Origin of the sequence: Melaminivora sp. (assembly GCF_032059615.1) — a bacterium.
Taxonomy (GTDB): Bacteria; Pseudomonadota; Gammaproteobacteria; order Burkholderiales; family Burkholderiaceae_C; genus Melaminivora.
On record NZ_DAMCAM010000048.1, the window covers coordinates 1 to 21406 of the forward strand.

The 21406-nt window shown below is 71.1% G+C and carries 20 protein-coding genes and 1 pseudogene; 7 read left to right on the plus strand and 14 right to left on the minus strand.

Features of this window, described 5'->3' with window-relative positions:
- Positions 1–120: 120 nt before the first annotated feature.
- The 6 genes from gltX to folC all read right to left on the minus strand — a co-directional run bounded on the left by gltX (position 121) and on the right by folC (position 7351).
- Positions 121–1533 carry a glutamate--tRNA ligase gene (gene gltX / locus RT051_RS10970; protein WP_313076447.1) on the minus strand — a complete coding sequence of 471 codons (1413 nt, stop codon included), beginning with the start codon at positions 1531–1533 and terminating at the stop codon, positions 121–123.
- Complete coding sequence (locus RT051_RS10975) at positions 1530–2747, minus strand: O-succinylhomoserine sulfhydrylase (RefSeq protein ID WP_313076450.1); 1218 nt, start codon at positions 2745–2747, stop codon at positions 1530–1532. The genes gltX and RT051_RS10975 overlap by 4 nt, the downstream gene beginning before the upstream one ends.
- 141 nt (positions 2748–2888) lie before the next feature.
- Positions 2889–4409: an amidophosphoribosyltransferase gene (gene purF, locus RT051_RS10980; protein WP_313076452.1), complete on the minus strand. Its 1521-nt coding sequence runs from the start codon at positions 4407–4409 to the stop codon at positions 2889–2891.
- 78 nt (positions 4410–4487) lie between these two features.
- Entirely contained in the window at positions 4488–4979 is a 492-nt protein-coding gene (locus RT051_RS10985) for a CvpA family protein (RefSeq protein WP_313076454.1), read from the minus strand.
- Between the two features lie 35 nt (positions 4980–5014).
- Positions 5015–6004, minus strand: a complete 990-nt coding sequence (locus tag RT051_RS10990; protein ID WP_313076457.1) for an SPOR domain-containing protein — start codon at positions 6002–6004, stop codon at positions 5015–5017.
- Between the two features lie 15 nt (positions 6005–6019).
- Positions 6020–7351 carry a bifunctional tetrahydrofolate synthase/dihydrofolate synthase gene (folC, locus tag RT051_RS10995; protein ID WP_313076459.1) on the minus strand — a complete coding sequence of 444 codons (1332 nt, stop codon included), beginning with the start codon at positions 7349–7351 and terminating at the stop codon, positions 6020–6022.
- Positions 7352–7531: 180 nt separating this feature from the next.
- Here folC and RT051_RS11000 point away from each other — a divergent pair, with 180 nt between their 5' ends.
- Both RT051_RS11000 and argG read left to right on the plus strand, forming a co-directional pair.
- Positions 7532–8233, plus strand: coding sequence for a glycine zipper 2TM domain-containing protein (locus RT051_RS11000; RefSeq protein WP_313076462.1), 702 nt, complete (start codon positions 7532–7534; stop codon positions 8231–8233).
- 160 nt (positions 8234–8393) lie between these two features.
- The gene (gene argG / locus RT051_RS11005) at positions 8394–9737 is read left to right on the plus strand and encodes an argininosuccinate synthase (protein WP_313076464.1); all 1344 of its coding nucleotides are present in this window, start codon (positions 8394–8396) and stop codon (positions 9735–9737) included.
- A gap of 92 nt (positions 9738–9829) precedes the next feature.
- Here argG and RT051_RS11010 read toward each other — a convergent pair whose 3' ends face one another.
- The 3 genes from RT051_RS11010 to RT051_RS11020 form a co-directional block, all read right to left on the minus strand.
- Positions 9830–10504 carry a 7-cyano-7-deazaguanine/7-aminomethyl-7-deazaguanine transporter gene (locus RT051_RS11010; protein WP_313076466.1) on the minus strand — a complete coding sequence of 225 codons (675 nt, stop codon included), beginning with the start codon at positions 10502–10504 and terminating at the stop codon, positions 9830–9832.
- An 88-nt stretch (positions 10505–10592) separates the two neighbouring features.
- Complete coding sequence (locus RT051_RS11015) at positions 10593–11393, minus strand: HDOD domain-containing protein (protein ID WP_313076469.1); 801 nt, start codon at positions 11391–11393, stop codon at positions 10593–10595.
- A 96-nt stretch (positions 11394–11489) separates the two neighbouring features.
- A complete protein-coding gene (locus tag RT051_RS11020; protein WP_313076471.1) occupies positions 11490–13919 on the minus strand; it encodes a Tex family protein in 2430 nt (809 codons plus the stop codon).
- Positions 13920–14078: 159 nt separating this feature from the next.
- Here RT051_RS11020 and RT051_RS11025 point away from each other — a divergent pair, with 159 nt between their 5' ends.
- Genes RT051_RS11025 through RT051_RS11035 form a run of 3 tightly spaced genes read left to right on the plus strand, consistent with a single transcriptional unit; the run spans position 14079 to position 15926 of the window.
- Positions 14079–14492, plus strand: coding sequence for a hypothetical protein (locus tag RT051_RS11025; RefSeq protein ID WP_313076473.1), 414 nt, complete (start codon positions 14079–14081; stop codon positions 14490–14492).
- A 30-nt stretch (positions 14493–14522) separates the two neighbouring features.
- Positions 14523–15635 (plus strand): DUF72 domain-containing protein, encoded by a 1113-nt coding sequence (locus tag RT051_RS11030; RefSeq protein WP_313076497.1) that lies wholly within the window; start codon positions 14523–14525, stop codon positions 15633–15635.
- A 9-nt stretch (positions 15636–15644) separates the two neighbouring features.
- Complete coding sequence (locus RT051_RS11035) at positions 15645–15926, plus strand: hypothetical protein (RefSeq protein ID WP_313076475.1); 282 nt, start codon at positions 15645–15647, stop codon at positions 15924–15926.
- A 92-nt stretch (positions 15927–16018) separates the two neighbouring features.
- Here RT051_RS11035 and RT051_RS11040 read toward each other — a convergent pair whose 3' ends face one another.
- Entirely contained in the window at positions 16019–17233 is a 1215-nt protein-coding gene (locus tag RT051_RS11040) for a multidrug effflux MFS transporter (RefSeq protein ID WP_313076477.1), read from the minus strand.
- A gap of 126 nt (positions 17234–17359) precedes the next feature.
- Between RT051_RS11040 and RT051_RS11045 the strand changes: the two genes are divergently transcribed.
- Entirely contained in the window at positions 17360–17905 is a 546-nt protein-coding gene (locus RT051_RS11045) for a DUF1566 domain-containing protein (protein ID WP_313076482.1), read from the plus strand.
- Between the two features lie 63 nt (positions 17906–17968).
- Here RT051_RS11045 and eda read toward each other — a convergent pair whose 3' ends face one another.
- Entirely contained in the window at positions 17969–18616 is a 648-nt protein-coding gene (gene eda / locus RT051_RS11050) for a bifunctional 4-hydroxy-2-oxoglutarate aldolase/2-dehydro-3-deoxy-phosphogluconate aldolase (RefSeq protein WP_313076500.1), read from the minus strand.
- Positions 18617–18871: 255 nt separating this feature from the next.
- Positions 18872–19114 (minus strand): annotated as a pseudogene (locus RT051_RS14705) (bifunctional glyoxylate/hydroxypyruvate reductase B); the annotation flags it as partial.
- Between the two features lie 9 nt (positions 19115–19123).
- Between RT051_RS14705 and RT051_RS11060 the strand changes: the two are divergent.
- A complete protein-coding gene (locus RT051_RS11060) occupies positions 19124–19348 on the plus strand; it encodes an SDR family NAD(P)-dependent oxidoreductase (protein WP_313076488.1) in 225 nt (74 codons plus the stop codon).
- Here RT051_RS11060 and gshA read toward each other — a convergent pair.
- Complete coding sequence (gene gshA / locus RT051_RS11065) at positions 19321–20856, minus strand: glutamate--cysteine ligase (RefSeq protein ID WP_313076491.1); 1536 nt, start codon at positions 20854–20856, stop codon at positions 19321–19323. The genes RT051_RS11060 and gshA overlap by 28 nt on opposite strands.
- 89 nt (positions 20857–20945) lie before the next feature.
- Positions 20946–21406 (minus strand): SDR family NAD(P)-dependent oxidoreductase (locus tag RT051_RS11070; RefSeq protein ID WP_313076494.1); only part of this gene is annotated, 461 nt, incomplete at its 5' end.

The following is a 21406-nucleotide window of genomic DNA, read 5'->3' on the forward strand; positions in this document are numbered from 1 at the left end:
AACCGATGACCTCTTGCATGCCATGCAAGCGCTCTCCCAGCTGAGCTATACCCCCTTCGAGACAACCATTCCAATTGCTTGGCATCGTCATCTGCTGAGCCTCGAATTATAGACAGGTTTTCAGCGGGTTTTCAAACGCGCGAGGATTTTTTCGCGCCCGAGCAGCTCCAGCACCGCATCCACCGATGGCGTGTGCGCCGTGCCCAGAGTCAGCACGCGCACCGGCATGGCCAGCTGCGGCATCTTGGCGCCCTGCTCCTTGAGCAACTGCTTGATGGTGGCGGCAATGGCCTCCCGGCTCCACTCGGTGGTGGCGATGGCCGCGGCGAACGCGTCCAGCAGGGGCGCGGCGGCGGGCGTCAGGTGCTGGGCGGCATCCGCCGCGTTGCGCTCGATGGCGTCCACATAGAAGAGGCGCGCCCAGTTCGCCAGATCGACCAGAGTCTCGCAGCGGTCCTTGAACAGTGCGCAGATGCGCGGCAGGCGGTCGTCGGCCTCCAGCTGCGCCCCGTCTACGCCGGCCCGCAACATGAAGGGGCGCACCAGCGCAGCCAGGCGCGCATCGTCCAGCGCCTTCAGGTGCTGGGTGTTGACCCAGCGCAGCTTGGCTTCGTCGAATTGGCCAGCGCTTCTGCCCAGGTGATCGAGGTCGAACCATTGGAGGAACTGGGCACGCGAGAAGATCTCGTCGTCGCCGTGGCTCCAGCCCAGGCGCGCCAGGTAGTTGACCATGGCGTCGGGCAGGTAGCCTTCATCGCGATACTGCGTCACCGCCTTGGCGCCGTTTCGCTTGCTCATCTTCTCGCCCTGCTCGTTGAGCACCGTGGGCAGGTGGGCGAACACCGGAACAGCCGCGCCCAGCGCCTCGAAGATGTGGATCTGGCGCGGCGTGTTGTTCACATGGTCGTCGCCGCGGATGACATGGGTGATGCCCATGTCCATGTCGTCCACACAGACGCAGAAGTTGTAGGTCGGCGTGCCATCGGGCCGGGCGATGACCAGGTCGTCCAGTTCGCTGTTCTGGAATTCGATGCGGCCCTTGCACCTGTCGTCCCAGGCGACGATGCCGTCCCTGGGCGTCTTGAAGCGCAGCACCGGCTGCACGCCCTCGGGCACGGGCGGGAGCTGCTTGCCCGCTTCCGGCCGCCAGGTGCCGTCGTAGCGCGGCTTTTCCTTGGCGGCCGTCTGGCGCTCGCGCAGGGCGTCCAGCTCGGCCATGCTCATGTAGCAGGGATAGACGTGCCCGCTCTCGACCAGCTGCGCCAGCACCGCCTTGTAGCGCTCCATGCGCTGCATCTGGAAGAACGGGCCCTCGTCGATGTCGAGTTCGAGCCACTGCATGCCTTCGAGGATGACGTCCACCGCCGCCTGGCTGGAGCGCTCGACGTCCGTATCCTCGATGCGCAGGATGAAGTCGCCGCCCTGCGCGCGCGCAAACGCCCAGGGGTAGAGTGCCGAGCGGATGTTGCCCAGGTGGATGAAGCCCGTCGGCGAGGGGGCGAAGCGGGTGCGTATTTTTTGTTGTGTGGTCATGCGAGGGAATCCAGTCCGCGGGAAAGATCGGCCTTCAGGTCGTCAAGGTGCTCCAGGCCGACGGAGACTCGCACCAGGCCCTGCCCGATGCCGGCGGCGCGCCGCTGCTCTTCGGTCAGGCGCCCGTGCGAGGTGCTGGCCGGGTGGGTGATGGTGGTCTTGACGTCACCCAGGTTGGCGGTGATCGAGCATACGCGGGTGCTGTCGATGACGTGGAAGGCGCGCTCGCGCAGCCCCCCGCCCAGGCCGCCCGCCGCCACGTCGAAGGCAAGCACGGCGCCGCCCAGGCCGCTTTGCTGGCGCATGGCCAGCGCGTGCTGCGGGTGGCTGGCCAGACCGGGGTAGTACACGCGCGCCACCCGCGGGTGCTCCTGCAGCCAGGTGGCCAGCGCGAGCGCCGCGGCGCTTTGCGCGCGCACGCGCAGGGCCAGCGTCTCCAGGCCCTTGAGCACCACCCAAGCGTTGAAGGGCGAAAGGTTGAGCCCGGCGCTGCGCATGAAAGTGCCCATGACCTTGTCCACCAGCGCCGTCGTGCCGCAGACGGCGCCGGCCATCACGCGGCCCTGCCCCTCCAGGATCTTGGTGCCGGAATAGACCACGATGTCGGCGCCCAATTGCGCCGGGCGCTGCAGCACGGGCGAGGAAAAGCTGTTGTCCACCGCCAGCAGCACGCCGTGCGCGTGGGCGATGCCGGCCAGCGCGGCGATGTCGCACAGGTCGGTGAGCGGGTTGGTGGGCGTCTCGGCGAACAGCAGCCGCGTGTTGGGGCGGATGGCGGCCTGCCAGGCGTGCAGGTCGGTCTGCGGCACGAAGGTGGTCTCGATGCCGAAGCGCGTCATCTCCGAGCCCAGCAGCTTGAGCGTGGAGCCGAACATGGACTGCGACGCCACCACGTGGTCACCGCTCCTGAGCACGGTAAGCGCCAGCAGCAGGATGGCCGCCATGCCGGTGCTGGTGGCCAAGGCGCATTCCGTGCCCTCCAGGGCAGCCAGGCGGCGCTCGAAGCTGGCCACCGTCGGGTTGGCGGTGCGGGTGTAGGTGTAGCCCGGCTCCTCATTGGCAAAGCGCCGCGCGGCGCTTTCGCAGTCGCTCTGCACGAAGCTGCTGGTCAGGTACAGCGCCTCGCTGTGCTCGCCCCACTGGCTGCGCGCGACGGCCTCGCGCACGGCCAGGGTGTCGGGGTGCAGGCCCGCGGGCAGGAGGGGTTCGTTCACGGCCGCGGCCTGTCTTGCTTCTGAAGTCATAGCTGAATGTCGGTGTCGGCCCACGTTTTGCGCATGTTTTCTATACGAAAACGTTGCTGCAGGCCGAGATCAAGCTCTTGTTTCGATAGTTTGCCAGCCCTCTGCCAGCACTCACGCCGCGCTGGCGTTGGGCAGCGACAGGCGCGAGGTGTCGTCGCCCTCCTCCTCCTCGTCGCCGCCGCGGTTGCGGCCCGCGTTCATGGAGCTGACCTGCTCGTCGGAGATGTCGCCCGTGACGTAGCAGCCATCGAAACACGAGGCCTCGAAGCCCTCCACCCGGGGGTTGATGGCGCCCACGGCCTGCGTCATGGCCTCCAGGTCCTGGTAGATCAGCGCGTCGGCGCCGATCCACTGGCGCACTTCTTCCACGCTGCGGCCGTGGGCGATCAGCTCCTCGCGCGTGGGCATGTCGATGCCATAGACGTTGGGGTGGCGCACCGGCGGCGCGGCCGAGGCGAGATACACCCTGGTCGCGCCCGCGTCGCGCGCCATCTGCACGATCTCGCGCGAGGTGGTGCCGCGCACGATGGAGTCATCGACCAGCAGCACGCGCCTGCCCTTGAACTCGCTGCCGATGGCGTTGAGCTTCTGGCGCACCGACTTCTTGCGCGTGGCCTGCCCCGGCATGATGAAGGTGCGGCCCACGTAGCGGTTCTTCACGAAGCCCTCGCGGTACGGAAGGCCCAGCAGCTGCGCCAGCTGCATGGCGCTGGGGCGGCTCGATTCGGGCACCGGGATGATGGCGTCGATCTCGCTGGGCGGCACGGTGGAGACCACGCGCTTGGCCAGCGTCTCGCCCATGTTCAGGCGCGCCTGGTAGACCGAGATGCCGTCCATGACCGAGTCGGGACGCGCCAGATAGACGTATTCGAACAGGCAGGGGTGCAGCCCGCCCACGCCGGGCGCGGCGCACTGCTCGGCCTCGATGCGGCCGTCCACGTGCACGAAGAGCGCCTCGCCCGGTGCCACGTCGCGCTCGAACTGGTGCAGCGTGCCCTCCAGCGCCACCGATTCGCTGGCCACCATCACGGTGCCGCCTTCGCCGCGCCCCAGGCACAGCGGCCGGATGCCGAACGGGTCGCGGAAGGCCAGCAGGCCATGGCCGGCGATCAGCGCGATCACCGCATAGGAGCCCTTGATGCGCTGGTGCACCGCGCGCACGGCGGCAAAGACATCGCTGCTGGCCAGCGCCGCGCCGCGGCTGGCGCGCGCCAGTTCGTGCGCCAGCACGTTCAGCAGCACCTCGGAGTCGCTGCCGGTATTGGTGTGCCGGTGGTCGGTCTCGGCCAGCTCGCGGCGCAGCTGGCGCGCGTTGGTCAGGTTGCCGTTGTGCACCATGACGATGCCGAACGGCGCATTCACGTAGAACGGCTGCGCCTCCTCCTCGCTGGCGGCGCTGCCCGCCGTGGGGTAGCGCACCTGCCCCAGGCCGGAACTGCCGGGCAGCGCGCGCATGTCGCGCGTGCGAAACACGTCGCGCACCATGCCGCGCGCCTTGTGCATGAAGAACTTGCGCTCCTCCTGCGTGACGATGCCCGCCGCATCCTGGCCGCGGTGCTGCAGGAGCAGCAGGGCGTCATAGATCAGTTGGTTGACTGGCTGGCTGCTGACCACGCCGACGATTCCACACATAGCTGTTTGCGCTTTCTGTTGCCTACGGACGCCCGGCCCCGGACGCCCTTCCATCTTGTCTGTCCATTGCTCCGCCCATCACCAGGACGGCAGGTAGCGGGAGATCCACTCCGGCAGAGCGTCCCGCAAGTCGAGCAGCGCCTGCTGCAGCAGCGGCGCGGCGTGCGACTGCTGCCACCACGGCATGTTGACCACGTCCGTCCAGCCAGCCACCAGCGCCGTGGCCAGCAACAGCCCTACGCCGCGCAGTACGCCGAACAACGCGCCCAGCGCGCGGTCCGCCGGCCGCAGGCCCATGGCGTGGACGAATTTCTTGGTCTGCCAGGCCAGCAGCCCGCCGACGAAGACCGTCACCACGAACACTACGGCGTAACTGGCCATGTGGTACCAGAACCCGTGCAGTAGGCCCGGCGGCAGCAGGGTCTCGCCTTCGGTGGCGATCCAGTGCACCGCCAGGAAGGCGCCGATCCAGCCGGCCAGCGACAGCAGCTCGAACACCAGTCCGCGCCAGGCGCCGATGAGCACCGAAATGGCGACCACCAGCAGAAATACCCAGTCCAGCATGGCCATGCGCAGCTACCCGTGTGCCGTGCGCATGCTGGCGATTACAGCGCCAGCACCGCTCCTGACAGCCCCGAGCCGCGCACCCGCTCGGCAGCGCGGTCGGCCTCGGCGCGGCTGGCGAAGGGGCCGACCCGCACCCGCGTGCGCGGACCTTCCTTGGTCTGCACCAGCTGGGTGTGGGCCTTCATGCCCGAGCGTTCGAGCTTCTCGCGCACCTCGCGCGCCTTGTCCGCATCGGCGAAGGCGCCCACCTGCACGATGAAGCGGCCCGCCTCGCCCGGCTGCGGCTCGGGGCGCGGGGCACTGGCGGGCGCCGCAGCCACGGCGACGGGCGTGCGCCCCTCCAGCAGGGCGCGGGCGCGGGCTGCCTCGTCGATCGGACGGGCCTTGGGTTCAGGCTTGGGCTCTGGCTTGGGCGTGGGTTTGGGTTCGGGCCGGGCCTCGTGCCGGGTTTCCGTGCGTGCTTCCGTCTTCACGTCCTGCGGGGCCTCGGGCCGGGCGGCGGGTTCGGGCCGAGTCGGGGCGGGCGTCGAAGCAGGTTCGGCGGCCTGGGTGGGGGCAGTGGGGGCAGCAGGGGCAGCGGGCGCAAAGCCCGGGGGCGGCACCAGTGCCGGCAGGGCGGGTGGCGCGGGCGCGGGCGCGGGCGCCGGCGCCGGGCTGGCCGCGGGCGAATGGGCGGCCACCAGCTCTTCGCCGGCATCCAGCGCAGCCTCGGTCACGGGCAGCGTGCGCGGGGCGGCGGGGGCATCCACGGCGTCCTGGGGCACGACCAGCGGCGCCACCTTGTGGCGGTCGGGAATGTCGATGGCCACATCCACGGGGATGGGGCGCGGCTGGGTGTCGAAAATCAGCGGGAAGCCCACGACCGCCGCCGCCACCAGCACGGCGGCGCCGATCAGGCGGTGGCGGGCGCGGCGGCGCATCTCCTCGATGCTGGGCGGCTGCGGGCTGCGCCCGCGCCTGCCTGTTCTGCCGTTGTCGCTGGGCTGCTGCTCCTGCTTGCCGGGCCAGCGAAACTTGAAAAATGCCATGGACAGGAAGGAGAGCTACGGTTGGGCGTCCAGGTGTTTGGCCGCAAGGCGCGGAACCCCCTGCTGGAGCACGCCACCTACCGTATAGAAGGAGCCAAAGACGACGATTCTATCAGTGGGCTGCGCGGCGGCGAGGGCCGCCTGCAGGGCCTCCTGGGGGCTGGCGTGCACGCTCGAGGGCACGGCCCGGCGCGCCGCTCCGGCCATGTGCAGGGCGTTCCATTTCTGCTGCAGGGCGGCGGCCGTGAGGGCGCGCGGCGTGGGCAGGTCGGTGAAATGCCAGTGGTCGATCAGCGGGGCGATGCGGCTCAGCATGGGGCCAAGCTCCTTGTCGGCCATGGCGCCGAAGACGGCGTGCGTGGCCGCAAAGTAGCCCATGGCGTCCAGGTTGGCAGCCAGGGCCGCCACCGAGTGCGGGTTGTGCGCCACGTCCAGCACCAGCGCCGGCTGGCCTGGCACGATCTGGAAGCGCCCGGGCAGCTCCACCCGCGCCAGCCCGGCGCGCACCGCCTGGGCCGTGATCGGAACCCGGTCGCGCAGCGACTCCAGCGCCGCCAGCGCCCCCGAGGCGTTGACCAGCTGGTTGGCGCCGCGCAGCGCCGGGTAGGCCAGGCCGGCATAGCGGCGCCCGCGGCCCGCCCAGCCCCACTGCTGCTTGTCACCAGAATAGTTGAAGTCATGCCCGAAGCGCCACAGGTCGGCGCCGATGACGCGGGCGTGCTCCAGCACGCTCTGCGGGGGCACGGGGTCGCTCACCACCACCGGGCGGCCGGCGCGCATGATGCCGGCCTTCTCGCGGCCTATGGTTTCCCGGTCCGGCCCCAGAAATTCGACGTGGTCCACGTCCACGCTGGTGATGACGGCGCAGTCGGCGTCGATCACGTTGACGGCGTCCAGGCGCCCGCCCAGGCCCACCTCCAGGATGGCCAGGTCCAGCCCGGCGCCGGCCATCAGCCGCAGGATGGCCAGCGTGGTGAACTCGAAGTAGGTCAGCGCCACCGCCTCGCCGGCCTGAGTGCGGGCGTGCTCGACGGCCGCGAAGTGGGGCAGCAGATCGGCCTCGCCCACCATCTCGCCGGCGATGCGGCAGCGCTCCTCGAAGCGCACCAGGTGGGGCGAACCATAGACGCCGGTGCGGTAGCCGGCCGCCAGCGCCACCGACTCCAGCATGGCGCAGGTCGAGCCCTTGCCGTTGGTGCCGGCCACCGTGATGACCGGGACATCAAGGCGCAGCTGCAGCCGCCGCGCCACCTCGGCCACGCGCTCCAGCCCCATGGCGATGTTCGCGGGGTGCAGCTGCTCGCAGTGGCGCAGCCAGTCGGCCAGGGTTTCGGGTGGGGTGTGCATGGTGGCGGCGATTGTCGCCGGGAACGAATGCCCGCGCGGCGGCACCAAGGAAGGCGCGGCGACGGGCCGGCTCAGGCGCTTTACCCTTCTTTACCACCGGCCCGTCCTGCCTTGACGCGGGCAGGTGAAACTTTTTCCACCGCTGGTGCGTTGCGTGCGCTGCGAAAGGAGCTTTCTCCCATGAAGAAAACCATTGTCCTCACCACCCTGGCGGCCGCGGCCCTGGCCGCGCAGGCCCAGACGACCTATTCGGGAGGCAGCTACGAGCCTGGACGCGAGATGGGCCGCGTGCTCTCCTCCACGCCCGTCACCCAGCAGGTCGCCATCCCGCGACAGGTCTGCGGCAACGAGACCATCTACAGCGGTGGGCGCTCGCCCAGCGGCGCGGGCGCCGTGCTCGGCGCCATTGCCGGCGGCGCGGCCGGCAACGCCATCGGCGGCGGCAGCGGCCGGGCCGCGGCCACGGCCATCGGTCTGATCGGCGGCGCGGTGCTGGGCAACAGCATCGAGTCCGGCCGGCCCGGCTACGAGAACGTGCAACGCTGCACCACCGAGACCTATTACGACAACCGCGTGATCGGCTACGACGTGGTGTATGAATACGCCGGGCGCCGCTACAACACGCGCACGCAGACCGATCCGGGCAGCTGGATCGCGGTGAACGTGCAGCCGGCGGCAGCGCCCGCGCCTGCGCCCTACCCCTATCCGTCGGGCGCCTACGGCAGCTATGGCGGCTATGGCGGCACCGCCAGCGGGGTGGTGGTTGCCACTCCGCCGGGCCCGCCGGTCTATGTCACGCCGCCGACCACCATCATCGAATACCGCGACAGCTACCCTTACCCCTACCGGCCGCCGCGCTACCACGACCGCTACTGGCGCTGAGCGCCGCGCACGCCGCGCGGGCCGGCCTTTTGGAAAGGAGCTCTTCGGAGCTCCTTTTTTCTGCCGCCTAAAATCGCGGGCTTTGCCCTCGCGCGGCCCTTGCGGCCGGGCGCGGGCGCCCCGTTCCATCCTTTCCCGGCTCTCGCCTGATTCATCCGCCATGGCAACCATCCTGCAATCCCTTCCCGTCGGCCAGAAGGTCGGCATCGCTTTTTCGGGCGGACTGGACACCAGCGCCGCCCTGCGCTGGATGAAAAACAAAGGCGCCCTGCCCTACGCCTACACCGCCAACCTGGGCCAGCCCGACGAGGACGACTACGACGCCATCCCGCGCAAGGCCATGGAGTACGGCGCCGAGAAAGCCCGCCTGATCGACTGCCGCACGCAGCTGGCGCACGAGGGCATCGCCGCCATCCAGGCCGGCGCGTTCCACGTCAGCACCGGCGGCATCGCCTACTTCAACACCACGCCGCTGGGCCGCGCCGTCACCGGCACCATGCTGGTGGCCGCGATGAAGGAGGACGACGTCCACATCTGGGGCGACGGCTCGACCTACAAGGGCAACGACATCGAGCGCTTTTACCGCTACGGCCTGCTCACCAACCCGCAACTGAAGATCTACAAACCCTGGCTGGACCAGGCCTTCATCGACGAGCTGGGCGGACGCGCCGAGATGTCGGCCTTCATGACGAAGGAAGGTTTTGGCTACAAGATGAGCGCCGAGAAGGCGTACAGCACCGACAGCAACATGCTGGGCGCCACGCACGAGGCCAAGGATCTGGAGTTCCTGAATTCGGGCATGCGCATCGTCAACCCCATCATGGGCGTGGCCTTCTGGAAGCCCGAGGTCGAAGTGCAGGCCGAGGAGGTTTCGGTGACCTTCGAGGAAGGCCGCCCGGTGGCCCTCAACGGCCGCGCCATCGACGACCCGGTCGAATTGTTCCTGGAGGCCAACCGCATCGGCGGCCGCCACGGCCTCGGGATGAGCGACCAGATCGAGAACCGCATCATCGAAGCCAAGAGCCGCGGCATCTACGAAGCCCCGGGCATGGCCCTGCTGCACATTGCCTACGAGCGCCTGGTTACTGGCATCCACAACGAGGACACCATCGAGCAGTACCGCGTCAACGGCCTGAAGCTCGGCCGCCTGCTCTACCAGGGCCGCTGGTTCGACCCGCAGGCCATCATGCTGCGCGAATCGGCCCAGCGCTGGGTGGCGCGCGCCGTCACCGGTACCGTGGTGCTGGAGCTGCGCCGCGGCAACGACTATTCGCTGCTGGACACGCAAAGCCCCAACCTGACCTACGCGCCCGAGCGCCTGTCGATGGAAAAAGTGGAGGATGCACCGTTCTCGCCCCTGGACCGCATCGGTCAGCTGACCATGCGCAACCTCGATATCTCCGACACGCGCGAGAAGCTCGGCATCTATGCCAGTGCGGGCCTGCTGTCGCTGGGCGGCAATGCGGCGCTGGCCCAGCTCGAGGGCGACGGCAGCGGCCAATAAAATTCGCAACGAAAACTGCGCCAGCCCTTTTTGGGCGAGCGCATTCAGCTATCAAATTTGAAAATCGCCCGCAGTTGCGGGCGATTTTTCATTCAGGCCGCCGCCGGCTCCGGCACCCGCCCCAGCGCGCGCGCGATGCCCGCCAGCGCCACGCCATAGGCCGGCACGAACAGCAGCAGGCTCACGGACAGTTTCACGGCGTAGTCCACCCAGGCGATCTCGACCCAGTGCGCCGCCATGAACGGGTCGGAGCTGCGCCAGAAGGCGATCGAGAAGAAGGCTGCCGTGTCCAGCGCCTGGCCGACGATGGAGGCGGCCGCCGGCGCCAGCCACCAGGCGCGGCCCTTCTGGCGTATGCGGTCAAAGACCTGGATGTCCAGCAGCTGCCCGAGCACATAGGCGGCAAAGCTGGCCAGGGCAATGCGGAAGACGAAGCCATTGAACACGCCCAGCGCCTGCAGGTCGGCGAAACGACCGTCGTGGAACAGCACGCCCACGACGTAGGACGCCAGCAGCGCCGGCAGCATGGCGCGACCGATCACGCGCCGCGCCGGCTGCTTGCCGATCAGCCGCACCGTCAGGTCGGTGGCCAGGAAGATGAAGGGAAAGCTGAACGCCCCCCAGGTGCTGTGAAAGCCCAGCAGATCGACGGGGATCTGCACCAGGTAGTTGCTGGCGATCACGATGGCGACGTGCAGCGCCACCAGCAGGGAGAGCGTGCGCAAGGCGCGCACGGGCGCGGCGGGCGCCGCAGGAGAGGCAGGCATGGAAGTCCTTTTTGTGAATGGGGGCGAGGGAACCCATGGCCGCGCCGGCCCGCGGCGCGGCGCGAAAACCGGCCATTTTAAGCCTGCCCTATGCGCCCCAGTCGATCGGGTCCTGCTGCAGCACCATGTCGATGTCCAGGCCGAGCAGCACACCCACCTCGCCGGGGAAGGAGCCGGCCAGGTCGCGGCTGTCCAGCTGCATCACGCCCGCGCGGGCGCGCCAGACCGCCAGGTGCAGCACGCCGGCCAGCGGCTCCAGGCCGCCCTGCTCCAGCGGGGCGGCGTGCTGGCGCAGGGCCTGCACGGCGGCATCCGACAGTTGCCAGCGCTGCGCCAGGTCGGCGCTCACCTGGGCGTAGGTGCTGCCCAGCAGGTGCTGCTCCAGGCGCGCGCGGCGCAGGTCCAGCGGCGGCGCCAAGGCGTTGAGCGACTGCAGCCGGGGCGGGTCGGCCAGGTGCAGGGCCAGCTCGCCCACGGCGTGCAGCAGCCCGGTCGTATAGGCGAGCAAGGGGTCGAGGTGCAGCAGTCCGGCCAGCGAGCGCGCCAGCTGCGCCGCGTGCAGGCTGCAGCGCCAGAACGGGCGCAGGTCCACGCCGGGCACGGCGTGCAGCTGCCCGCCCACCACGGCCGAGGCCGCGATCGTGCGCAGCTGCGCCACGTCCAGCAGTGCCAGTGCCTGGGCCGTGCCGCCGATGCGGGGCTCCGTGCCCTGAACCAGGGCGTTGGCCTGGCACAGCAGCCGCCCGGCCAGGGCGGGGTCGCAGGCGAACAGCTGGTTGACCCGGCGCAGGTGGGGCCGCTCGGGCATCAGTTCGCTCATCAGGAGCGCCAGGGTGCGCGGCTGGCTGGGCAGGGCGGGGCCCTGCGCGGATGCGGTGGACAGATCCATAGGCAGGCGGCGTTGGAGCCCGGCGGGCGGGATGCCGCGCATTATCCGGCCGGCCGCGCCCGGGCAGGCCTTCCGTCCGGCCCTCGCGCCCAGACCTTACGTGCGGCCCTTGCGCTCCTGCTGCAGCCGCGCGAAGGCCGAGGCCATAGCCGATGGCGGCGCGCTGCCCTGGGCCGTGCCCGCGCCCCGGCGCGGCGCGGCATAGGCGCCGCGCCCGCCGCCGCCTTCGAAACGGTTTTCGCGCGCGCCGCCCGTGCGTGCCGCAGGCGCGTCCAGCTTCATGCTCAGGCTGATGCGCTTGCGCGGCGCGTCCACTTCCAGCACGCGCACGCGCACGATGTCACCCGTCTTGACCACCTCGCGCGCGTCCTGCACGAACTTGTGGCTGAGCTGGCTCACGTGCACCAGGCCGTCCTGGTGCACGCCCAGGTCGACGAAGGCGCCGAACTGTGCGACGTTGCTCACCGTGCCCTCCAGCACCATGCCTTCCCTGAGGTCGGCGATGTCCTCCACGCCTTCATTGAAGCGCGCCACGCGGAAGTCGGGCCGCGGGTCGCGTCCGGGCTTCTCCAGCTCGCCCAGGATGTCGCGCACGGTGACGGCGCCGAAGCGCTCGGTGGCGAAGTCCTCGGGCTTCAGGCCCTTGAGCAGTTCGGCGCGGCCCATCAGCTCCCCCACCGGACGCTGCGTGCGCAGCAGGATCTGCTCGACCACGGGGTAGGTCTCCGGGTGCACGCCGGTCATGTCCAGCGGGTTGTCGCCGCCGCGGATGCGCAGGAAGCCCGCCGCCTGCTCGAAGGTCTTGGGCCCGAGGCCGCTCACCTCCAGCAGCTGGCGGCGGCTGCGGAACGCGCCGTGGGCCTCGCGCCAGCGCACCACCGAGCGCGCCACGCCCGGCGTCAGGCCCGACACGCGCGACAGCAGCGGCACGCTGGCGGTGTTCAGGTCCACGCCCACGGCGTTGACGCAGTCCTCGACCACGGCGGCCAGCGTGCGCGCCAGCTCGCCCTGGTTCACGTCGTGCTGGTACTGCCCCACGCCGATGCTCTTGGGCTCGATCTTGACCAGTTCGGCCAGCGGGTCCTGCAGGCGCCGGGCGATGCTGGCGGCGCCGCGCAGGCTCACGTCCACGTCGGGCATCTCCTGGCTGGCGTATTCGCTGGCGCTGTAGACCGAGGCGCCGGCCTCGCTGACAACTATCTTTTCAATAGCTGCAAGTCCTTGACCTGTCTGGGTCTGAGCCGCTTTTTGTACATATTTGATGAGTTCGCCCGCCAGTCGGTCGGTCTCGCGGCTGGCCGTGCCGTTGCCGATGGCGATCAGCTGCACGCCGTGCTTGTGCACCAGGCGCGCCAGGGTGTGCAGGCTGCCGTCCCAGTCGCGGCGCGGCTCGTGCGGGAAGATGGTGGCGGTCTCCACCAGCCGGCCGGTGGCGTCCACCACCGCCACCTTCACGCCGGTGCGCAGGCCCGGGTCCAGCCCCAGGACGGCGCGCGGGCCGGCCGGCGCGGCCAGCAGCAGGTCGCGCAGGTTGTCGGCAAAGACCTTGATGGCCACCTGCTCGGCACCGTCACGCAGGCGCGAGAACAGGTCGCGCTCGATCGACAGGCTGAGCTTGACGCGCCAAGTCCAGGCAATGCATTTACGCAGCAGGTCGTCGCCGGGGCGGCCCTGGTGGCTCCAGCCCAGGTGCAGGGCGATGCGGCCCTCGGCGAGAGACACCACGGCCGGCGCCGTGCGCTCCGTGGCCTGGCCTGGCAGGGGCGCGCCGGGCTGTACCAGGCGTGCCTCCAGGACCTCCAGCGCCCGGCCGCGGAACACGGCCAGCGCGCGGTGCGAGGGCACGCGGGCGATGGGCTCGTCATAGTCGAAGTAATCGCGGAACTTGGCCACCTCCGGGTCGGCCTCGTTCTTGCCCGGGGCCAGCCGGGACGCAAGCAGGCCCTCGCTCCACAGCCATTCGCGCAGCGGCTGCACCAGGGCCGCATCCTCGGCCCAGCGCTCGGACAGGATGTCGCGCACGCCGTCGAGCACGGCCTGCGTGGTGGAAAAATCCGGCCCCGGCTTGCCGTCGTCGAGCAGCGTGGCGGGCTGCAGGAAGGCCTGGGCCTCGGCCTGCGGGTCCAGCGCCGGGTCGGCCAGCAGCCGGTCGGCCAGCGGCTCGATGCCGAACTCGCGCGCGATCTGGCCCTTGGTGCGGCGCTTTTGCTTGAACGGCAAATAAAGGTCTTCCAGCTCCTGCTTGGTCGCGGCCGCGGCAATCTGTGCGCGCAGGGCGTCGGTCAGCTTGCCCTGCTCGTCGATGGCCTTGATGACCGCCGCGCGGCGCTCGTGCAGCTCGCGCAGATAGGCCAGGCGGGCTTCAAGCTCGCGCAGCTGCACGTCGTCCAGGCCGCCCGTGGCCTCCTTGCGGTAGCGGGCAACGAAGGGCACGGTGGCGCCGCCGTCGAGCAGCTCCACGGCTGCCTTCACCTGGGCCTCGGTGATCCGGATTTCTGCGGCCAACTGCGAAACGATCTGCTGCATGTCCCGTAAAACGTCGAAAAAAGGCGGAGCGCCGGAAAACGAAGCGCGCGAGTGTGCCACAGGGCCTGCGGCTGGCGGGGTGCCCGCGCCGCGCCGCGGCTGCCCATAATCGATGCGCCGCCGCCTCCTGCACACCAGCCCGAGACCGAGACCGCGCCCATGCCGCCCGCTCCGCCCCTGCGCACCGAATGCCCGCCCGGCGCCTGCATCTGCGGGCGCGAGGCGCTGCTGGCGCCGCCCGCCGCCGGGGCGGCCGACGCGCGCGTGCTGCTGCTCACGCGCGAGGAGGAGGCCCGCCTGGTGCGGCGCCTGGAAAACCTGTCAAGCCTTGCCGACCTGCGCCACCTGCAGCGGCGCCTGCACGAGCAGCTGGGCCTGCGCCTGACGGTCGAGCCCGCGGCGGTGGCCGAGGTGCGCAGCCTGCGCGGCATCGCCATCGTGGTGCACGAGCAGGCCGGCCTGTGCAGGAAGACGCGCCAGGCCCTGCCCGCCGCTGTGCGCCGCAGCCTGGAGCGGCGCCCCGAGATCGCCCACGCCCTGCTCGACGAGGGCGGCCTGTTCGCCGGCCTGTGAGCGCGGCCGCTGGAGACTGGACCCATGACCCTGCAAGACGACCTTTTCGGCACTGGTGAAGGAAAAGCCAGCCGCCCGAGCGCCGCGCCCGCCAGCCCGGCAGCCCCATCCACCCCCACCCGCGCCCCCGCCGGGGCCGCGCCCGGCGTGCAGCCCGCCGCCTGGCCGCCCGAGCTGTACGCCTTGGCCGCGCAGCTGCCGCCGACCCTGCGCCTGGGCACGTCCACCTGGAGCTACCCTGGCTGGGCGGGCCTGGTCTGGGACGGCGTCTATTCCGAACAGCAGCTCGCGCACAAGGGCCTGGCGGCTTATGCCCGGCACCCGCTGCTGCGCACCGTGGGTATCGACCGGGGCTTCTACCGGCCCCTGAGCGTGAGCGACTTCGCACGCTACGCCGCGCAGGTGCCCGAGGACTTTCGCTTTGTTGTCAAGGCGCCCAGCCTGGTGACCGACGCCCTGGTGCGCAGCGAGGGAGGACGCGGGCGCGAGGCCAACCCCGGCTTCCTCGACGGGCTGCTGGCGACCAACCACTTCGTCGCGCCCGCGCTCGAAGGCCTGGGCGCGCGCACGGGCGCGCTGGTGTTCCAGCTCAGCCCCCTGCCCTGGGCGCTGATCGACCGCCTGCCCGAGGTGCTGGAGCGCCTGCGCGCACTGCTGGCCACCCAGCCGCCGCTGCGCCCGGCCGCGCCCGACGGCGTGCTGGCCGTCGAGGTGCGCGACGCCGCGTGGCTGGCGCCCGAACACCTGGAGCACTTCGCCGACGTGCTCAAAAGCACGGGCGCCACCTACTGTCTGGGCCTGCACGCGCGCATGCCGCCCCTGGCCGAGCAGCTGCCGCTGCTACGCCGGCTCTGGCCCGGCCCGCTGGTGGCCCGCTGGAACCTGAACCCGGTGCACGGCGCGCGCGGCTACGACGAGGCCGAGCACGCCTACGCGCCGTATGACCGCATCCACGACCCCGCACCCGAGCAGCACGCGCTGCTGGCGCGCACCCTGGCCGGGGTCTGCGGCCATGGGCAGAATGCCTTCGTGACCATCAGCAACCACGCCGAGGGCTGCGCGCCGCTGACCGCACAGCGGCTGGCGCAGGCGGTGGTGGACAGGCTGGCATCCGACCCTGGGGCAGCCGACGCCGGCGCATGATGCTGCCCCGTGCCTCTCCCCTTCAAAGGCAGTCCCCATGAGCCGCAAAAAAAACACCACGCATCGCTGAACCGGACCCTGGCCGGCCTGGCCATGGACGCGCCCTTCGTCATCGCCACCCGCGCCTTGCGCATGCTGGACCCGGCCACCGCCCTGTCGCCGGCTGGCCAGGCGGAATGCCTGCGCATGGTCTGGGAAAAGCAGGCCGCCGCCGTCGAGGCCTGCGACGCGCTGCACCCCTTCCAGCGCCAGGCACGCGCCAACGCGCGGCGGCTGCGCAGCGGCAGGTAGGCCGCGCTGGCCACAAGCGCAGTCACTATCAAAACAACAGCTGCCAGTGCTTGCCGGGCAAGCGCCAGAGGCCTGTTTGACCTTTGCAGCGCTCAATGCCTGCCCTGCCCCGCCACGCGCCGGCTGCCCGCCGCGCCCAGCGTGGTCCAGGTCAACAGCACGCCGATGAACGCGCCCGTGCTCATGCCGATGACCATGGGCAGCGGCCGGTCGGAGGCGAACAGCCCCACCAGCCCCATGGCCGCCGCGCCGATCAGCATCTGCAGCGTGCCCATCAGCGCCGACGCCGTGCCGGCGATGGCGCCGTGCTCCTCCAGCGCCAGGACCGAGGTCGTCGGTATCACCAGCCCCATGAAGGCACTGGCGACGAAGTACAGCCCCAGCAGCACCGCCAGCCGGTCGCCGCCCGCCAGGTAGAACGCCAGCAGCGCCGTCATGGTGATGCCTGCGCCCGAGGCCGCCGCCTTGACCACCGGCACCAGCCCGAAGCGCCGCCCCAGCCGCGCGGTGAACTGCGCGCTGGCGAAGAACGCCGCCGCGTTGACCGAGAACGCCAGGCTGTACTGCACGGGCGACAGGCCGTAGTGGTTGATCAGCACGAAGGGCGAGCCGGCGAGATAGACGAAAAAGCCCGCCATCGAGCAGCCGCCGATGCCCACCAGGCCCAGGAAATGCGCATCGCGCAGCAGCGTGCCGTAGGCGGCCAGCGCGCTGGCCGTGCTGCTGGCCACGCGCTGCGCGGGCGGGCGCGTCTCGGGCAATGCGCGGTGCACCAGCACCAGGCCGGCCAGCGCCGCCACGGCCACCGCCCAGAACACGCCGCGCCAGCCCGCCAGGGCGATCACCACGCTGCCCGCCAGCGGCGCCAGCAGCGGCGACACGCTGAACACCAGCATGAGCAGGGACATCAGGCGCGCCGCCTCGGTGCCCGTGTGCAGGTCACGCACCACCGCGCGCGGCACCACCGAGCCCGCCGCCGCGCCCAGGCCCTGCACGAAGCGCAGGACGATCAGCGTGTGCACGTCGCTGGCCAGCGCGCAGCCCACGCTGGCCAGCACGAACAGGCCCAGGCCGAAGAACAGGGGCGCCTTGCGCCCCACCATGTCGGACACAGGTCCATAGGCCAGCTGGCCCACGCCCAACGCCAGGAAGAAGGCCGTCAGGCTCCCCTGCACGGCGCCCACCTCGGCGCGCAGGCTGGCGCCGATGGCCGGCAGCGCCGGCAGATACATGTCGATGGCAAACGGCCCGACGGCCGAGAGCAGGCCCAGCACCAGGGCCATGCGGAAAAACGGAGAAAAAGCCATCGGCCCGATTGTCACGAGCGCCGCGCCGGCGTGCTGGCGCGTCGCGGCATTCCCCCGAGACGGCAGGCCCCGCGCGCGCAGATCGCACGATCGCCCGCCGCGCGGCTGGCCGACAATCGAAGCGCCATGCACACGCCTGCCCTTCTCCTTCGCACGCTGCCCGCCCTGGCGCTGGGCTGTGCCGCCCTGGGCGCGCGGGCCGCCGCGCCCGAGGGCTGGATCGTCTCGCCCGACGGCACCTGGGTGGTGGACGAGCGCGCCCGCCTGGCCTGGGCGCGCTGCGTCGAGGGCATGCGCTGGACCGGCAGCACCTGCGCCGGCCAGCCCGAGCTGTTCACCCACGGCGAGGCCCAGGCCCGCGCCCGCCAGCGCGGCCAGGCTGAGGGCCTGCGCTGGCGCCTGCCGCGCGTGCCCGAGCTGAAACGCCTGGCGGCGCAGCAGGCCGTACCGCTGCCCGGCGCGCCGCAGCAGTGGCACTGGACGGGCACGGCCAGCGTGAACGCCGCCCGCGTCAACCCCTACGCCTACGACAACGTGGCGCGCGGCGGCATGGGCGAGAGCCGGCTGTCGGCGCCGCAGGGCTGGGCCGTGGACATGGGCAGCGGCGAGGCGCGCGGCGACGTGGGCCGGGGCGCGCGGCTGCCGCTGCGCCTGGTGCGGCCGGCGCCCTGATATATCAGTGTTTTTGGCCTTCAGCCGTTGTCACACAACGGCAGATAGCTATCTATTTAGGAGCTAATCAGCCCGCAGCGCCGCCGCTTGGCGCGCCAGGGCTTCGATGCCCGCCCAGTCGCCCTCGGCCAGCAGCTTCGGGGGCGTGAGCCACGAGCCGCCCACACAGGCCACGTTGGGCAGGGCCAGCAGCTGCGCCGCGTTGTCGGCCGAGACCCCGCCCGTGGGGCAAAAGCGCACGTCGCCGAACGGGCCGTGCCAGGACTTGAGCAGCGGCACGCCGCCGGCCGCCATGGCCGGGAAGAACTTGAGCACGCGCAGGCCGTCCGCCCCGGCGGCCATGATCTCGCTGGCCGTGGCCACACCGGGCAGCAGCGGCAGGCCGGCGTCGCGGCAGGCCTGGCCCAGCGCCGGCAGGTAGCCCGGGCTGACGATGAAGCGCGCCCCGGCGCGCGCGGCGGCCTGCACGTCGGCGGCGCTGCGGGCCGTGCCAGCGCCCACCACGGCGGCGGGCACGTCACGCGCAATGGCCTCGATGCAGGCCAGCGCCGCCGGCGTGCGCAGCGTCACCTCCAGCATGCGGATGCCGCCTGCGACCAGCGCGCGGGCCATGGGCACGGCGTGGCGCGGCTCGTCCAGCACGATGACGGGGATGACGGCGGCGTCCTGCACCACGTCGTCGGCGGTCAGAGGGGCGGTGGAGTGACTCATGCGGATCTTCTGGGCAAAGGGGCCGCGCGGCCGGGGGCCGGGTGGCACGCGGGATTTCAGGCGTTGGCGACGCAGCCCGCGGGCAGCCGGCCGGCCAGCGCGGACGGCAGATTGTCGGTGGCGAGCACGGCCATGGCTTGGCGCGTCTCGTGCGTGGCCGTACAGCGACGGGCCGATGTTGCTCGTCCACTGGCCGCTGCGCACCAATTGCACCAGCTCGACGAGGCGCCGGCTGGTGGTCAGCATCAGCGCGAAGAGGGTGTCGGCGGTGGTGTCGGTCAGCGCGCCGGGCGTGTGGCACAGGGCGATGCCGCGCCCGTGCAAATACCCGAGCGGGTAGTTGTCCACGCCCACGGAGATGCTGGAGACCACGCGCAGATGGGGCGCAAGCTCCAGCAGCTCGGGCGTGAGCTGGTAGCTGGAGCCGATCAGGCCCTGGGCCGCAGGCAGTGCGGCCTCGAAGGCCGCCAGCTGCTCGGGCCGGCGCGGGTTGGCCACGGTGACGCGGTGCAGCGCCTGGATGCGCGCCAGCTGGTCGGCCGGCTGGACATTGCCTTCAACAACGCCGGCATCGCCTCGTTCGGCCCCATCGAGCAGATGGGCGTGGACGAGTTCGACCAGGTCATGGCGACCAACGTGCGCGCGTCGTCGATGGCGGCTTCAGCGTCGCCGGCATGCGCTGACGCGCGCCAGGCGCCGGGCGCTCAGCCCAGCTCGGCCACCGCCATGTAGCGCTCGCGCCATTCCTCGAAAGGCAGCGTGTCGCCCTCCTCGATGCGCTGCTGCTCGGCCAGCGACTGCTCGGCCAGCTGCAGGTAGCGCTGCTGCTGGGTGTCGGCCCAGGGCTGGGCCAGCAGCACGTCGCGCGCGGTTTGCGAGTGGCTGCGCGCGAACGCCGTGAAATCGCTGTCGTGCTGCTGCACCAGTTCGGCCAGCACGTGGGCCGAGGGCGTGGCCTCCGGCTGCGCCATGGTGGCCTGCGCGGCTGCGAGGGCCTGGGCGTAGAGCTCGCCGCCCAGGGCGGCATCCAGCGCGCTGGCGATGGGCGCACACTCGGCCAGCACCTCGGCGCCCCAGTCGGCCAGGGCCACCTGCGCGCCGGCGCGCTCGAGCATGAGGCCGGCTTCGCGCCCGCGCTCGGCCGTGAGCTGCTGGTTGGCCTTCAGGGTGGCGATTTCCTCGGGCGTGTCCGGCGGGCTGTCGGTCAGCAGGCAGTGCAGCAGGAAGACGTCCAGCAGCCGCATGGTCTGCGCTGTGATGCCCACGGGCACGAATGGGTCCAGGTCCATCAGGCGCACCTCGACGTACTCCACGCCGCGCTCGCGCAGCGCGTGCAGCGGCCGCTCGCCGCTGTGCACGGTGCGCTTGGGCCGGATGGTGCCGTAGAACTCGTTTTCGATCTGCAGCAGGCTGGTGCCCAGCTGGTTGTAGTCGCCACCCAGGCTGCGCACGCCAATGGCCTCGTAGGCGGGGTACGGACGCGTCAGCGCCTCGTGCAGCGAATCGGCGTAGCCCTTCAGGCCGTTGTAGCTCACGCGCAGGCTGGCCTGGGCCTCGCTCTGGTAGCCCAGCCGGCCCATGCGCAGCGACGTGGCATGCGGCAGGTACAGCGCGTGGCCGCCCTCGCCCAGGGGCTGCAGGGCGTGCTTGCGCCCCTGCACGAAGGACGGGCACAGCGCCGGCGAGGCGCCGAACAGGTAGAGCAGCACGAAGGCCTGGCGCCGGAAGTTGCGGATCAGCGCGAAATACTCGTCGCTGGACAGCCCCGGCAGCGACCAGTTGTAGTGGATGCCCGAAATCGTCTGCATGCGCCGGCCGTAGCGGTGGCCCAGGCCCATGCGGTAGATGCTCTTGGCGCGCCCGACGTTGGAGCTGCCGTAGCGGCCCAGGGGGATGGTCTCGTCGGGTGGCAGCGGGCAGGGCATGCTGGACGCCCACAGCAGCTCCCCGCCCGGCTGCTGCTGCAGCAACACGCGGTGCGTGAACTGGTGCAGCTCGGTCAGCTCGTCCAGGCACGGCTGCACGCCGCCGTGCACACCGGTGATCAGCTCCAGCTGCGACTCGCTGTAGTCGGTGGTGATGGCCGGGTGCGTGAGGGCCGAGCCCAGGGCCACCGGGTGCGGCGTGAGGGCAAGCTGGCCCGTGGGCAGCACGCGCAGGCCCTCTTTTTCTATGCCTCGGCGCATGCCGGCGAGGCGGTCATCCGTCAGGGCCGCCAGGCGCTGGTGCAGGGTGCTCATGAATGCTGGTGGTGGTTTTTCGGTGGGCGCGAACTTAGCACGCCTGCCATCCCCCTGCCCTGCGCCACCGCAGGCGGGCCGGCGCGGCCTCAGCGCTTGCTGTGTGCGACGAGAGCTCGGCCCACTTCCTGAGTGCCCTGCGCCGAGCCGCTTTGCGGCACCTGCTCGCCCTGGCGGTCGGTCACCTCGGCCAGGCGCGCGGCCAGCTGCCCGGGCACGTCCTCGCCCAGGCCCAGGTAGATGCCCTGGGTGAGCGTGATGTGCGCCGCCTCGAAGCTGCCCGCGCCTGCGCACAGGATGGCGCGCGTGGGTGCGCTCTCGTGCGCCAGCACCAGCATGGCGGGTACCACGGCCTCAGGCTTGAGCGCGGCCAGCACCTCCTCGGGCATCAGGCCTTCGGTCATGCGCGTGGCGGCCGTGGGCGCCAGGGCGTTCACATGGATGCCGTGCTTGGCGCCCTCGATGGCCAGCGTCTGCATCAGGCCCACCTGCGCGAGCTTGGCCGCGCCGTAGTTGGCCTGGCCGAAGTTGCCGTACAGGCCCGTGGAGG

Coding starts and splice junctions, on each gene's coding strand:
- gltX (WP_313076447.1), bottom strand. CDS start 1,533: ATGACCACACAACAAAAAATACGCACCCGCTTCGCCCCCTCGCCGACG.
- purF (WP_313076452.1), bottom strand. CDS start 4,409: ATGTGTGGAATCGTCGGCGTGGTCAGCAGCCAGCCAGTCAACCAACTG.
- RT051_RS10985 (WP_313076454.1), bottom strand. CDS start 4,979: ATGGCCATGCTGGACTGGGTATTTCTGCTGGTGGTCGCCATTTCGGTG.
- RT051_RS10990 (WP_313076457.1), bottom strand. CDS start 6,004: ATGGCATTTTTCAAGTTTCGCTGGCCCGGCAAGCAGGAGCAGCAGCCC.
- folC (WP_313076459.1), bottom strand. CDS start 7,351: ATGCACACCCCACCCGAAACCCTGGCCGACTGGCTGCGCCACTGCGAG.
- RT051_RS11000 (WP_313076462.1), top strand. CDS start 7,532: ATGAAGAAAACCATTGTCCTCACCACCCTGGCGGCCGCGGCCCTGGCC.
- argG (WP_313076464.1), top strand. CDS start 8,394: ATGGCAACCATCCTGCAATCCCTTCCCGTCGGCCAGAAGGTCGGCATC.
- RT051_RS11010 (WP_313076466.1), bottom strand. CDS start 10,504: ATGCCTGCCTCTCCTGCGGCGCCCGCCGCGCCCGTGCGCGCCTTGCGC.
- RT051_RS11015 (WP_313076469.1), bottom strand. CDS start 11,393: ATGGATCTGTCCACCGCATCCGCGCAGGGCCCCGCCCTGCCCAGCCAG.
- RT051_RS11020 (WP_313076471.1), bottom strand. CDS start 13,919: ATGCAGCAGATCGTTTCGCAGTTGGCCGCAGAAATCCGGATCACCGAG.
- RT051_RS11025 (WP_313076473.1), top strand. CDS start 14,079: ATGCCGCCCGCTCCGCCCCTGCGCACCGAATGCCCGCCCGGCGCCTGC.
- RT051_RS11040 (WP_313076477.1), bottom strand. CDS start 17,233: ATGGCTTTTTCTCCGTTTTTCCGCATGGCCCTGGTGCTGGGCCTGCTC.
- RT051_RS11045 (WP_313076482.1), top strand. CDS start 17,360: ATGCACACGCCTGCCCTTCTCCTTCGCACGCTGCCCGCCCTGGCGCTG.
- eda (WP_313076500.1), bottom strand. CDS start 18,616: ATGAGTCACTCCACCGCCCCTCTGACCGCCGACGACGTGGTGCAGGAC.
- gshA (WP_313076491.1), bottom strand. CDS start 20,856: ATGAGCACCCTGCACCAGCGCCTGGCGGCCCTGACGGATGACCGCCTC.